The 11,818-nt window shown below is 55.1% G+C and carries 13 protein-coding genes; 8 read left to right on the top strand and 5 right to left on the bottom strand.

Annotation, left to right across the window (positions count from 1 at the left end; all coding sequences use genetic code 11):
- Positions 1 to 30: 30 nt before the first annotated feature.
- The 3 genes from pspC to pspA are packed head-to-tail and all read right to left on the bottom strand — an operon-like array spanning position 31 to position 1,308.
- Positions 31 to 381 (bottom strand): envelope stress response membrane protein PspC, encoded by a 351-nt coding sequence (gene pspC, locus C1N59_RS09720; protein ID WP_039340218.1) that lies wholly within the window; start codon positions 379 to 381, stop codon positions 31 to 33.
- Positions 378 to 605, bottom strand: coding sequence for an envelope stress response membrane protein PspB (pspB, locus tag C1N59_RS09715; RefSeq protein ID WP_006119299.1), 228 nt, complete (start codon positions 603 to 605; stop codon positions 378 to 380). Before pspB ends, pspC begins: the two co-directional genes overlap by 4 nt.
- Before the next feature lie 37 nt (positions 606 to 642).
- Positions 643 to 1,308 carry a phage shock protein PspA gene (gene pspA / locus C1N59_RS09710; RefSeq protein WP_394550685.1) on the bottom strand — a complete coding sequence of 222 codons (666 nt, stop codon included), beginning with the start codon at positions 1,306 to 1,308 and terminating at the stop codon, positions 643 to 645.
- 163 nt (positions 1,309 to 1,471) lie between these two features.
- Between pspA and pspF the strand changes: the two genes are divergently transcribed.
- From pspF to C1N59_RS09670, 8 genes are all read left to right on the top strand, one after another.
- The gene (pspF, locus tag C1N59_RS09705) at positions 1,472 to 2,485 is read left to right on the top strand and encodes a phage shock protein operon transcriptional activator (protein ID WP_033741793.1); all 1,014 of its coding nucleotides are present in this window, start codon (positions 1,472 to 1,474) and stop codon (positions 2,483 to 2,485) included.
- Between the two features lie 345 nt (positions 2,486 to 2,830).
- Positions 2,831 to 4,459 (top strand): ABC transporter substrate-binding protein SapA, encoded by a 1,629-nt coding sequence (gene sapA, locus C1N59_RS09700; protein WP_394550683.1) that lies wholly within the window; start codon positions 2,831 to 2,833, stop codon positions 4,457 to 4,459.
- The gene (sapB, locus tag C1N59_RS09695) at positions 4,460 to 5,425 is read left to right on the top strand and encodes a putrescine export ABC transporter permease SapB (protein WP_039340214.1); all 966 of its coding nucleotides are present in this window, start codon (positions 4,460 to 4,462) and stop codon (positions 5,423 to 5,425) included.
- A complete protein-coding gene (gene sapC, locus C1N59_RS09690; RefSeq protein ID WP_394550681.1) occupies positions 5,412 to 6,302 on the top strand; it encodes a putrescine export ABC transporter permease SapC in 891 nt (296 codons plus the stop codon). Before sapB ends, sapC begins: the two co-directional genes overlap by 14 nt.
- The gene (sapD, locus tag C1N59_RS09685) at positions 6,302 to 7,297 is read left to right on the top strand and encodes a putrescine export ABC transporter ATP-binding protein SapD (protein ID WP_006119309.1); all 996 of its coding nucleotides are present in this window, start codon (positions 6,302 to 6,304) and stop codon (positions 7,295 to 7,297) included. The genes sapC and sapD overlap by 1 nt, the downstream gene beginning before the upstream one ends.
- Position 7,298: 1 nt before the next feature.
- Entirely contained in the window at positions 7,299 to 8,102 is an 804-nt protein-coding gene (sapF, locus tag C1N59_RS09680; RefSeq protein WP_394550679.1) for a putrescine export ABC transporter ATP-binding protein SapF, read from the top strand.
- Positions 8,103 to 8,243: 141 nt separating this feature from the next.
- The gene (gene fabI, locus C1N59_RS09675) at positions 8,244 to 9,032 is read left to right on the top strand and encodes an enoyl-ACP reductase FabI (protein WP_006119311.1); all 789 of its coding nucleotides are present in this window, start codon (positions 8,244 to 8,246) and stop codon (positions 9,030 to 9,032) included.
- A 198-nt stretch (positions 9,033 to 9,230) separates the two neighbouring features.
- A complete protein-coding gene (locus C1N59_RS09670) occupies positions 9,231 to 10,340 on the top strand; it encodes a carboxymuconolactone decarboxylase family protein (protein ID WP_394550814.1) in 1,110 nt (369 codons plus the stop codon).
- Here C1N59_RS09670 and C1N59_RS09665 read toward each other — a convergent pair.
- Entirely contained in the window at positions 10,337 to 11,233 is an 897-nt protein-coding gene (locus C1N59_RS09665; protein ID WP_054633701.1) for a LysR family transcriptional regulator, read from the bottom strand. The two genes, C1N59_RS09670 and C1N59_RS09665, sit on opposite strands and share 4 nt — an antisense overlap.
- 253 nt (positions 11,234 to 11,486) lie before the next feature.
- Complete coding sequence (locus C1N59_RS09660) at positions 11,487 to 11,624, bottom strand: hypothetical protein (RefSeq protein WP_394550677.1); 138 nt, start codon at positions 11,622 to 11,624, stop codon at positions 11,487 to 11,489.
- Between the last annotated feature and the right edge of the window lie 194 nt (positions 11,625 to 11,818).

The following is an 11,818-nucleotide window of genomic DNA, read 5'->3' as shown; positions in this document are numbered from 1 at the left end:
CGGGCCGGTCTGGCCCGTAGCAGACGATAATTAAATCTGACGGAAACGACTGCGCACACTAAACGTTTCAGAGGTGACGTAACGTTCTATGTCGCGAACATTACGCTCATCCTGTTGCAGCGCGGTTTCCAGTTGGTCAAGCAGTTCGCTGGCTGTGGGCTGAGCTTCACCGTTGTCGACGCCAGCAGGTTTTACGTCCAGCACAAAACCCAGCGCAAAGTAGGCGATCACGGTAAACACAAACAGCCCAAAGAACAGCGATAACACCACAATGATACGCAGCAGCCGCACCGGCACATCCAGATACTCAGCCAGCCCGGCACAGACGCCCATCAGCTTTCCTTCGTCAGGCTTACGCCATAATTTACGGCCTCTTATCATGGCTGCCTCCAGTTAGGATGTTCTGCATCCAGGATCGCTTCTAACGCATCAATGCGTTCGCGCATGCGCTGAGCATCCCGGGTCACCTGTTGCAGACGCTGCATCTGACTCTGTGACAGCTCTGCTCCGCCGCTGCGCTTGTTACTGTAGTGTAACCACAGCCAGACGGGGGCCACGAACAGCACAAATATTGTAAGAGGTATCGCCAAAAATAGTGCGCTCATTGACTCTCCTTAATCCTTTCCTACTGTCAGCGGCGGTTTATTCGCTGCGGTTCATTTTGGCTTTCAGCGCATTCAGTTGCTGACTGATTTCGTCATCGGCTTTCAGCTCAGTAAACTGCTGATCCAGGGTTTTAGGTTTACCAAAACCGTGGCTCTCCGCTTCCGCTTCCATATAATCGATTCGGCGTTCAAACGATTCGAAACGCGCCATGGCTTCATCAATTTTACCACTGTCCAGCTGACGGCGGACATCACGGGATGACGAGGCGGCCTGATGGCGCAGCGTCAACGCCTGCTGGCGCGCGCGGGTTTCGCTCAGTTTTTTCTCCAGCTCAGCAATCTCACCTTTCATGCGCGTCAGCGTTTCGTCAACCTGTTCGACTTCGCGTTTGAGCGAGGCGATCAGATCGGTCAGCTTCTGTTTTTCGATAAGCGCAGAACGGGCCAGATCTTCTTTATCTTTGCGAATCGCCAGTTCTGCTTTTTCCTGCCATTCAGCCTGCTGTAGCTCAGCCTGCTCGATACGGCGTGACAGCTGTTTCTTTTCGGCCAGCGCGCGGGCTGACGTCGAACGCACCTCGACCAGCGTATCTTCCATCTCCTGAATCATCAGGCGCACCAGTTTCTGCGGATCCTCTGCGCGTTCCAGCAGTGAATTGATGTTGGCATTAACGATGTCAGCGAAACGAGAAAAAATACCCATAATGATGCTCCTCTTGATGGTCATAGTTTTAGCTTGCTGGTGAGGACTAATTCAAGATGCGTGCCAATTTTTATCTTATTGATTTTAATTACGATAATAAGCTGGCAGTTTTTTTTGCCTGACCTAATATAGTTAAATTGATTAATCAGTGGCGAAATTCATCATGTCTGTGAACAACGACAATTTGCTGGGCGAATCAAATAACTTTCTGGAAGTGCTGGAGCAGGTGTCTAAGCTCGCGCCGCTGGAGAAGCCTGTGCTGGTGGTGGGCGAACGCGGGACAGGTAAGGAGCTGATTGCCAGCCGTCTGCACTACCTTTCTGACCGCTGGCAGGGCCCTTTTGTCTCTCTTAACTGTGCGGCGCTGAACGAGAATCTGCTTGATTCTGAGCTTTTTGGCCATGAGGCAGGTGCCTTTACCGGTGCGCAAAAACGTCATCTGGGCCGCTTTGAGCGCGCGGATGGTGGCACCTTGTTTCTTGATGAACTGGCGACAGCCCCCATGCTGGTTCAGGAAAAACTGTTGCGGGTAATTGAATACGGCCAACTGGAACGCGTGGGCGGAAACCATGTTTTTCAGGTTAATGTGCGCTTGATCTGCGCCACCAATGAAGATTTACCCGCGCTGGCCGAAGCCGGTAAGTTTCGGGCCGATCTGCTGGATCGCCTGGCCTTTGATGTGGTGCAGTTGCCGCCGCTTCGGGAGCGCCGCAGCGACATTCTGGTCATGGCTGACCATTTTGCCATACAGATGTGTCGGGAGCTCAAACTGCCGTTGTTTCCAGGCTTTACGCCCCGCGCACAGCAAACCTTGCTTGAGCATCACTGGCCGGGCAACGTGCGCGAGCTGAAAAACGTGGTCGAACGATCCGTCTATCGCCATAACACCAGCGATACCGCGCTGGATGAAATCATCATTAACCCGTTTGCCCGCCGCAGTGAAGCCGCAGACAGGGCCGCCCCCTTGCCTGCTACCGAGTCGCCAACCGCCCTGCCTTCACTTCCGCTTGATCTTCGCCAGTGGCAGAACCAGCAGGAACGTGACGTGGTGGAAATCAGCCTGCAACAGGCAAAGTATAATCAGCGCCGGGCGGCCAGCTTACTGGGCGTCACCTATCATCAACTCCGTGCCATCATGAAAAAACACGGTATTCAGGCGCGCGACGGACAACATTAGCGGGCTGTTATATACGTACAGAAGCTGACAACGTGCCGGGGCATGCTGTAATGCATTCAGGCGGGCAAAAAAAGGGCCCGCCGAAGCGGGCAACTGGAAGCAATGTGAGCAATGTCGTGCTCTTCTTCGGTAGAGCCCCGTCGAAGTGCAACTGAATAATAATCATTCCTGTTTGCATCTGTAAAGTGTTATTGAGAATTTTTCTCATCTCCACACCAACGCTGCGCCTTTTTGCGCGGATCGTTTACACCTGCTGTACGAATCGTCGGCAATCGATGACGCAGAGTTGGGACCACGCGCGCTTTGCGATACACTTTGCCCAATGCCCGAGAATCGTTGAGTTCTATGTTAAAACTAATGCCTTCGCTGTTGCTGAGTCTCAGCGTGTTGAGCGCACCTGTGTGGTCCGCGCCCGCACCTGCCACGGATATTCGTCAAAGCGGCTTTGTCTATTGCGTCAACGGGACGCTAAATACGTTTAACCCGCAGATGGCCAGTAGTGGTTTAACGGTGGACACACTGGCGGCGCAGCTCTATGACCGCCTGCTTGATGTCGATCCCTATACCTATCGTTTACAGGCTGACCTGGCAGACAGCTGGGAGGTGCGTGATAACGGCGCGACCTATCGCTTTCACTTGCGTCACGGTGTGCAGTTTCAGCACACCTCAAACTTTACGCCTACCCGCACGATGAATGCCGACGATGTGGTCTTTAGCTTTGCGCGCATGTTTGACCGTAAACATCCCTGGCATGACGTTAATGGCGGCTATTATCCCTATTTCGACAGCCTGCAGTTCGCTGACGCCGTGCAGAGCGTGAAAAAGATCGATAACTATACGGTCGAAATTCGCCTGAACAGCCCTGATGCGTCGTTTCTCTGGCACATGGCAACCCACTATGCGCCCATCCTCTCGAAGGAATACGCAGACAGCCTGGACAAAACAGGTCATCAGGAAACGCTGGATCGGTTACCTGTGGGCACCGGCCCGTTTCAGCTGAGTGAATACCGCAGCGGACAATATATTCGCCTGGCCCGCAATCCCTACTACTGGAAAGGCGTACCGCGCCTGCAACAGGTGGTGATTGATCTTGGCGCGGGCGGCACCGGCCGGTTATCGAAACTGCTGACCGGTGAGTGCGATGTGCTGGCCTATCCTGCCGCCAGCCAGATTTCCATTCTGCGCGACGATCCCCGGCTACGTATGACGTTGCGGCCCGGTATGAACATCGCCTACCTGGCCTTCAACACGCGAAAACCCCCGCTCGACAGACCGGAAGTGCGGCACGCGCTGGCGCTGGCCATTAATAATGAACGCCTGATGGAGTCGATTTATTACGGCACGGCAGAAACTGCGGCCTCGATTTTGCCGCGTGCCTCCTGGGCTTACGATACGGATGCCAGCATCACCGCCTGCGATCCGAAAAAGGCCAGGGCTGCGCTGGAAGCGGCGGGCGTGACCAATCTTCACCTGCGTCTGGTGGTGCCTGCCGCCTCGCAGTCCTGGAACCCCGCGCCGTTGAAAACGGCAGAACTGATTCAGGCCGATCTGGCACAAATTGGCGTTAACGTCACTATCGTGCCGGTTGAAGGCCGTTTTCAGGAAGCACAGTTGATGGCGATGAACCACGACCTGACCCTGGCAGGCTGGGCAACCGACAGTAACGATCCTGACAGTTTCTTTCGTCCCCTGCTGAGCTGCGCGGCGATTGCCTCACAGACCAACTATGCGCACTGGTGCTCGCCTGCGTTTGACAGCAAGCTGAAAAATGCTCTGCTGTCGCAACAGCTGTCCGGACGCATTGAGAGCTATGATAAAGCCCAGCAAATTTTAGCTCAGGAACTGCCCGTCCTGCCGCTGGCTTCATCCTTGCGCCTGCAAGCCTACCGGCATGATATTAAAGGCCTGGTACTGAGTCCGTTTGGTAACGCTTCCTTTGCTGGCGTTTATCGTGATGAGCGGGAGGATCGATAAGTGATCATTTATATTTTGCGTCGGCTGGTGTTACTGGTGATTACGCTGTTTTTTCTCTCGCTGGTGAGTTTCAGCCTGAGCTACTTCACACCGAATGCCCCGCTCGAAGGCGCCTCACTGTTCGATGCCTGGTGGTTTTGGTTTAAAGGCATGCTGCAACTGGATTTTGGCGTATCCAGCACCAATGGTCAGGAAATTGGCCTGCAACTGCGCGAGGTCTTTCCGGCCACCATGGAGCTGTGCCTGATGGCCTTTACGCTTGCCTTAATCGTCGGCATTCCGCTGGGGATTTGTGCGGGTGCCCTGCGTCATAAATGGCAGGACAAAGTTATCAGCGCATTTGCCTTGCTGGGTTTTTCGATCCCCGTCTTCTGGCTTGCCCTGCTGTTTACCCTGTTTTTCTCGTTAACGCTGGGCTGGCTGCCGGTTTCCGGTCGCTATGATCTGCTCTATCCGGTCCAGAACATAACCGGTTTTGCTTTAATCGATGCCTGGCTCAGCCCTTCACCGTGGCGGCATGAAATGATGATCAGCGTGCTGATGCACCTGATTTTACCGGTGACCGTGCTGGCGATGGCCCCGACCACTGAGATTGTGCGTTTACTGCGCATCAGCACCAGCGATGTCGTCGATAAAAACTATGTTAAAGCTGCGGCGACCCGCGGGCTCTCGCGCTTTACCGTTATTCGCCGCCATGTGCTGCATAACGCCCTTCCGCCTGTCATTCCGCGCCTGGGTTTACAGTTCTCCAGCATGTTAACGCTGGCGATGATTACGGAGATGGTTTTTAACTGGCCTGGTCTGGGGCGCTGGCTGATTAACGCCATCCGTCAGCAGGACTATGCGGCCATCTCAGCAGGCGTAATGGTGACCGGTGGACTGGTGATTGTGGTGAATGTGCTCGCTGACATCGTTGGCGCGGCGCTGAATCCGCTGAAACATAAGGAATGGTATGCCGTCCGATAACATCTACGCCGAAAAACGCCTGCCCAGTGCGTTTCGCCAGAGCTGGCAACATTTTTATGGCGATATGCCGGCGATGATTGGCCTGTACGGCTTTGGCACACTGCTGCTGCTGTGTCTGTTCGGCCATTTTCTGGCCCCTTACAACATCGACCAGCAATTTCTGGGTTATCAACTGCTACCGCCCTCCTGGTCGCGCTACGGTGAGGTTTCCTTTTTTCTCGGGACGGACGATCTGGGGCGTGATTTACTGAGCCGCCTGCTGAACGGCGTGGCCCCCACGGTTGGATCGGCCATTCTCGTCACGCTGTTTGCCACCTTCTGGGCGCTGGTGCTGGGGATTGTGGCGGGCATGACGCACGGTGTGCGTTCTGCGGTGCTGAATCATGTCCTGGATACGCTGCTGTCCATTCCCTCACTCTTGCTGGCCATTATCGTAGTGGCGTTTCTGGGGCCGCGCCTGGAGCACGCATTACTGGCCGTGTGGATGGCGCTGATGCCGCGCCTGGTGCGCGAAATCTACAGCGCCGTTCATGACGAACTGGAAAAAGAGTATGTGATTGCGGCTCGCCTGGATGGCGCCACCAGCATCAATATTTTGTGGCACGCCATTTTGCCTAACGTTTTGCCTATGCTGATCAGTGAAATTACGCGCGCGCTGTCGATGGCTATTCTCGATATCGCCGCACTGGGTTTTCTTGACCTCGGCGCGCAGTTGCCCTCGCCTGAGTGGGGCGCGATGCTGGGTGATTCGCTGGAGCTGGTGTATGTTGCGCCCTGGACTGTCATGCTTCCCGGTGCCGCGCTGATGGTCAGCGTGTTAATGGTTAATCTGCTCGGTGACGGCATTCGTCGGGCCGTCGAGGCAGGAGTGGAATAATGCCGTTACTGGATATTCGTAATCTGACGATTGAATTTATGACCGCTGACGGGCCGGTCAAAGCGGTAGACCGCATCAATTTATCACTGACTGAGGGCGAAATTCGCGGTCTGGTGGGTGAGTCGGGCTCGGGCAAAAGTCTGGTTGCCAAGGCGATTTGTGGCGTGACCAACGACAACTGGCGCGTCACCGCAGACCGTATGGTCTTTGATGACGTGGATTTGCTGCGTTTGTCGCCGCGTGAGCGTCGCCGCATCGTAGGTCACAATGTGTCGATGATTTTCCAGGAACCGCAGTCCTGTCTTGATCCCTCGGAAAGTGTCGGCCGTCAGTTGATGCAGGCGATTCCGCGCTGGACGTACAAAGGACCGTGGATGAAGCGCTTTTGGTTCTGGCGAAAAAACCGCGCCATTGAGCTGCTGCACCGCGTCGGTATTAAAGATCACAAAGACATCATGCGCAGCTTTCCCTACGAACTCACCGAGGGCGAGTGTCAGAAAGTGATGATTGCCATCGCACTGGCGAATCAGCCGCGCCTGCTGATTGCCGACGAACCGACCAACGCCATGGAGCCGACAACGCAGGCGCAGATCTTTCGCCTGTTGAGCCGTCTGAATCAGAACAACAACACCACGATTCTGCTAATCAGCCATGACCTGCGTACCCTGAGTCACTGGGCTGACAGGATCAACGTTATGTACTGCGGACAAACCGTGGAAACGGCGCAGAGTGAAGACCTGATGACCACGCCGCACCATCCGTATACCCAGGCGCTGATTCGTGCGATGCCAGACTTTGGCCGACCGCTTCCTCACAAGAGCCGCCTGAATACCTTATCCGGCGCGATTCCATCGCTTGAAAGCCTGCCCATTGGCTGCCGTCTTGGGCCGCGCTGCCCATATGCACAGCGTAAATGTGTGGAAACGCCACGGCTGACGGGCTCCCGTTCGCATCTCTATGCCTGCCATTTTCCGCTCAACGTGGAGGGCCAATAGCATGGAAACGCTACTGGAAGTGCGCAATCTGAGCAAAACGTTTCGTTATCGCACCGGTCTGTTTCGCCGTCAGCATGTCGAGGCGGTGAAGTCCGTGAGCTTCACGCTGCGGGAGAAGCAGACGCTGGCGATCATCGGCGAAAATGGCTCCGGCAAATCAACGCTGGCAAAAATGCTCAGCGGCACCGTTGCCCCAACGGAGGGGGAAATCATTATTGACGATCATGCGCTGAGCTTTGGGGATTATGGCTACCGTAGCCAGCGCATCCGTATGATTTTCCAGGATCCTTCTACGTCGCTTAATCCCCGGCAGCGCGTCAGTCAGATTCTGGAGCTGCCGCTGCGCCTGAATACCGATCTTGACGCCGAGGCGCGCGAGAAACGCATCATTGGCACGCTGCGTCAGGTGGGATTACTGCGCGACCATGCCGATTATTATCCGCATATGCTGGCACCAGGCCAAAAACAGCGTCTGGGCCTGGCGCGGGCATTAATTCTGCAACCCAAAGTGATTATTGCTGATGAAGCGCTAGCCTCACTGGATATGACCATGCGCTCACAGTTGGTCAACCTGATGCTGGAGCTGCAGGAAAAACACGGCATCGCCTACATCTACGTGACGCAACATTTAGGGATGATGAAGCATATCAGCGACAAAGTGTTGGTCATGCATCAGGGCGAAGTCGTGGAACGCGGCGGGACGGCCGACGTGCTGGCTTCTCCGCTGCATGATCTGACCAAACGTCTGATCAACAGCCATTTCGGCGAAGCGTTAACGGCCGAAGCGTGGCGACGCGAGCGTTGATTTTTCGGGGTTTTGTGGAAAACTGTGCGCAGTTTTCCTGATTTAAGGCAGACGTGCTAGAATCCGCACGTCGATTAACGTCGGTCGTCTATTATTTAAACAACGCGACCGCCAACTACCATGACCATAAGGATTACAGCTATGGGTTTTCTTTCCGGTAAGCGCATTCTGATTACTGGTGTTGCCAGTAAACTTTCCATCGCCTACGGTATTGCACAGGCGATGCACAAACAGGGCGCAGAACTGGCTTTCACCTACCAAAACGACAAACTGAAAGGTCGTGTGGAAGAGTTCGCCAAAGATTTGGGTTCTGACATCGTACTGCCATGTGATGTTGCAGAAGATGAAAGCATCCAGTCCCTGTTCGCTGAGCTGGCAAAAACCTGGCCGAAATTTGACGGTTTCGTTCACTCAATTGGTTTTGCCCCAGGCGACCAGCTGGATGGCGATTACGTGAATGCCGTAACCCGCGAAGGTTTCAAAATTGCGCACGACATCAGTGCCTACAGCTTTGTTGCCATGGCAAAAGAGTGCCGTGCGATGCTGAACCCCAACTCAGCGCTGCTGACGCTGTCCTACCTGGGTGCAGAGCGCGCTATCCCTAACTACAACGTAATGGGCCTGGCAAAAGCGTCTCTGGAAGCAAACGTACGTTACATGGCCAATGCCATGGGACCAGAAGGCGTGCGTGTGAACGCCGTTTCTGCCGGTCCAATCCGTACGCTGGCGGCTTCAGGCATCAAAGATTTCCGTAAGATGCTGGCTCACTGTGAAGCGGTAACCCCGATTCGCCGTACCGTGACCATCGAAGATGTGGGTAACTCTGCGGCCTTCCTGTGTTCCGATCTGGCGGGTGGTATCACCGGCGAGATCGTTCACGTTGATGGCGGTTTCAGCATCGCCGCGATGAACGAACTGGAACTGAAATAAGTTTCCTCATGGGCGAGCGCTGCTCGCCCTGTCCTTCCCCGCCCGCGCCTTCGTTATTCCTTATTGCTATTAATTATCACCGATCGGTCTTTTGCCGTGCCCTGCCCGTGGGCGAGGATAAGTCAGCCCTGCGGCCTGCGACTGGTTTACTGACTCTGTCCCGCATGTGCCGCATCAGATTTTGCAAAAGGACTGATGATGCAACAACGCCGCTATACTGGCCAGGATCACTGGTTTTACGAGAGCCAGACCTGTCCGCGTACCGTTCCGGCTGCCCCGCTTTTTCCTGAAGCAGCGCATATCGACGATCGGTTCTTGTTGGGGTTAGCGCAGGAAACCTCTTCTGTTCAGCCGTTGTTGCAGGCCGGACAACCCGCCATTCAGATTGCTCATGAGATTGTTGACCTGCTGTTTCCCGACCAGGTTGACGTTACGCTGACCCATACGCTGACGCTTTACGATCGGTTAAGCAGCGCGCTGACCGTGGCGCAGGTTACGGGCATTCAGCGGCTCTGCAATCACTACTCTGCAAGACTCAATCCTCTGCCTGGTCCTGACTCGTCGCGCGAGAGCAATAACCGCCTGACACAAATTACCCAGTACGCCCGACTGCTGGCCATGCAACCCACTCTGATTACTGCCGACAGTGTGCGCGCCCTTCACGCCGCAGGTCTGAGCGAAGCCGATATTGTCACGCTTAATCAGTTGGTCGGCTTTGTCTGTTACCAGGCACGCGTGATCGCCGGTATTCATGCTCTGCTGAACATGCCGGTACGCTGGATCCCCGGCATGTCACCTGCACCGGATGCGCCAGCCACCGATGCCCCCGGCGTCTGGCAGCCAGTCCTGAAACCGCTTGAGCCCCGCTATGCCAGCGAGGCGCAGCATAAGGCCGTGGCGCAATGCCAGACATCGTCTGCGCCAGAGGACGCCCTCTGGTTGCTGGCGCACGCACCGGCGTTATTAGAGCATTGGTACAGGTTGAATCATCAGGAGGAGACGGTCTTCACCGTCGGGGTTGAGGCTACAGCGGCCAGCCTGCTGGGAAATCGCTGGCGTCCACCGTCGTTAACGCCCTGTAGCGGCCAGGCTGGCGCCTTTGATAATGCTAACCTGACCGACGCTGACCGGGCGGTCAGCGCGTTAACCGCCCTGCTGACCCGCCAGCCAGAACGTTTTTGCGCCGCCGATCTCCAGCCATTGCAAGAATCCGGCTGGTCCGTTGCCGATCAGTTCGCGCTTATCCAGGCCATCGCGCGGGCAAACTGGAACAGCCGTTTATTTTATGCCTGTGGTGAGGCGCGCTAAAGATCCAGATGACTGCGCGCTTCGTCATAGAAGTGCTGTGCCAGCGGCGTTGCCCGACCCGGTTCAGCGACCACCAGGGCCGCCTGGCGCGCCATCTTTGGCATTATGACAGGTCGCTGTTCCAGTCCGTGTAAAGACGCGGGCAGCAGATGACCGCGTGGCGAAACCAGTACGCCCAGCCCGACCTGCGTACACTGCAGCAGTTGCATAATGGAGGCGCTTTCTACCACCACGCGCGGCATCAGCGACATCTCCCGCAGCGCCATATCCAGATAGCGACGAAAATAGCGCGTGGGTTCAGCCAGACACAGCGGCTGACGGGCCAGCGTTGGCAGATCCAGGCTTTCAACCTCGCCTAAGTGCTGAAAATATCCGGGATGAAACACCGCTTCAACGCCACGGTCCGCCAGCAACGCGGCCTGAAAATGCAGTTCACGCAGCGTCGCCATTTCAAAAAAACCAATCCCGACATCGACCGTATGACTGTTCAGCGCCTCCAGCAGCTGGTCGGCGCTCAGGACGGCAATACGGTAATCAAGTTGTGGATAGCGCACCTGAACCGCTTTGAGCAGCTGGGCCAGCGACACGCTGCACTGCGGTACCACACCCAGCCGCAATGTGCCGTTAACGCCGTGTTTCAGTGACTCGACTTCCAGCTTCAGCCCCTGATAAACGGAGACGATTTCCCGCGCCCAGGCCAGCACCCGATCCCCTTCTGGCGTGAATCCGGCAAAGTTATTGCTGCGGTTGATCAGGGATAACCCCAGTTCGCGTTCCAGATTTTTTAACCGCATTGATAAGGTAGGCTGGCTGACAAAACTCGCCTCAGCGGCACGGCCAAAATGGCGTTCGCGTTCGAGGTTGCAGAGGTAGATGAGTTGCTTAATGTCGATTTTTTGTGCCCGCCATAACGTCGCTCAGTTGAACGCCTATTATGTGCCGAGGGCGCAACAGAATGCCAGTCAGTGTGCGTTCAGGATTCCGCTACAGGCAGAGTGCAGTAATACAGCCCGAGTGTCCGGCTGACAGGAGATACTTTTGGGGGCGAGACGAAAGGCGTAATGGGCGCGCAACAGGCCGGACTCTTTCAGGTCAGGCTGGCAGAATTATTATTTTTTATGGTGTTTTCCCTGGTGTTGCCCGTTGTTACTTCGTTGGATAAGGCCAGGCGTGATCAATGCCCGTTGACGACAGTACGCCCGTCGCCAGTAAATAGATCACGACAAGTGTGAAAAAAACAATTGCCGATATTTCAACGACTTTAACTAACCTGTTTTTCGCCATAAATAACCCCCTGTTAATTGCGTGTATTGCACTTTCCGCCTCTTACCATAGAGTGTTACCGGTAAAATTCAAGCACAGATCACAAAATGAAACATAAAGCATTGCTTATATTTTTGTGTTAATCGTGAACGTGAGGGGAACGGATAAAAACGGAGCTTAAAATGGAACGGAATGCCGTAACATGTCAGACAGGG

The organism is Pantoea sp. SGAir0183, from assembly GCF_043545505.1.
Note: the sequence above shows the minus strand (reverse complement) of the source record. Positions and strands in the feature narration are given on the sequence as shown.

Excerpts from the sequence above, each read along its gene's own strand:
- sapD (WP_006119309.1), top strand. The coding sequence starts at position 6,302 with ATGCCGTTACTGGATATTCGTAATCTGACGATTGAATTTATGACCGCT.
- sapC (WP_394550681.1), top strand. The coding sequence starts at position 5,412 with ATGCCGTCCGATAACATCTACGCCGAAAAACGCCTGCCCAGTGCGTTT.
- pspB (WP_006119299.1), bottom strand. The coding sequence starts at position 605 with ATGAGCGCACTATTTTTGGCGATACCTCTTACAATATTTGTGCTGTTC.
- C1N59_RS09660 (WP_394550677.1), bottom strand. The coding sequence starts at position 11,624 with ATGGCGAAAAACAGGTTAGTTAAAGTCGTTGAAATATCGGCAATTGTT.
- fabI (WP_006119311.1), top strand. The coding sequence starts at position 8,244 with ATGGGTTTTCTTTCCGGTAAGCGCATTCTGATTACTGGTGTTGCCAGT.
- pspF (WP_033741793.1), top strand. The coding sequence starts at position 1,472 with ATGTCTGTGAACAACGACAATTTGCTGGGCGAATCAAATAACTTTCTG.
- C1N59_RS09670 (WP_394550814.1), top strand. The coding sequence starts at position 9,231 with ATGCAACAACGCCGCTATACTGGCCAGGATCACTGGTTTTACGAGAGC.
- pspA (WP_394550685.1), bottom strand. The coding sequence starts at position 1,308 with ATGGGTATTTTTTCTCGTTTCGCTGACATCGTTAATGCCAACATCAAT.
- sapA (WP_394550683.1), top strand. The coding sequence starts at position 2,831 with ATGTTAAAACTAATGCCTTCGCTGTTGCTGAGTCTCAGCGTGTTGAGC.
- pspC (WP_039340218.1), bottom strand. The coding sequence starts at position 381 with ATGATAAGAGGCCGTAAATTATGGCGTAAGCCTGACGAAGGAAAGCTG.
- sapF (WP_394550679.1), top strand. The coding sequence starts at position 7,299 with ATGGAAACGCTACTGGAAGTGCGCAATCTGAGCAAAACGTTTCGTTAT.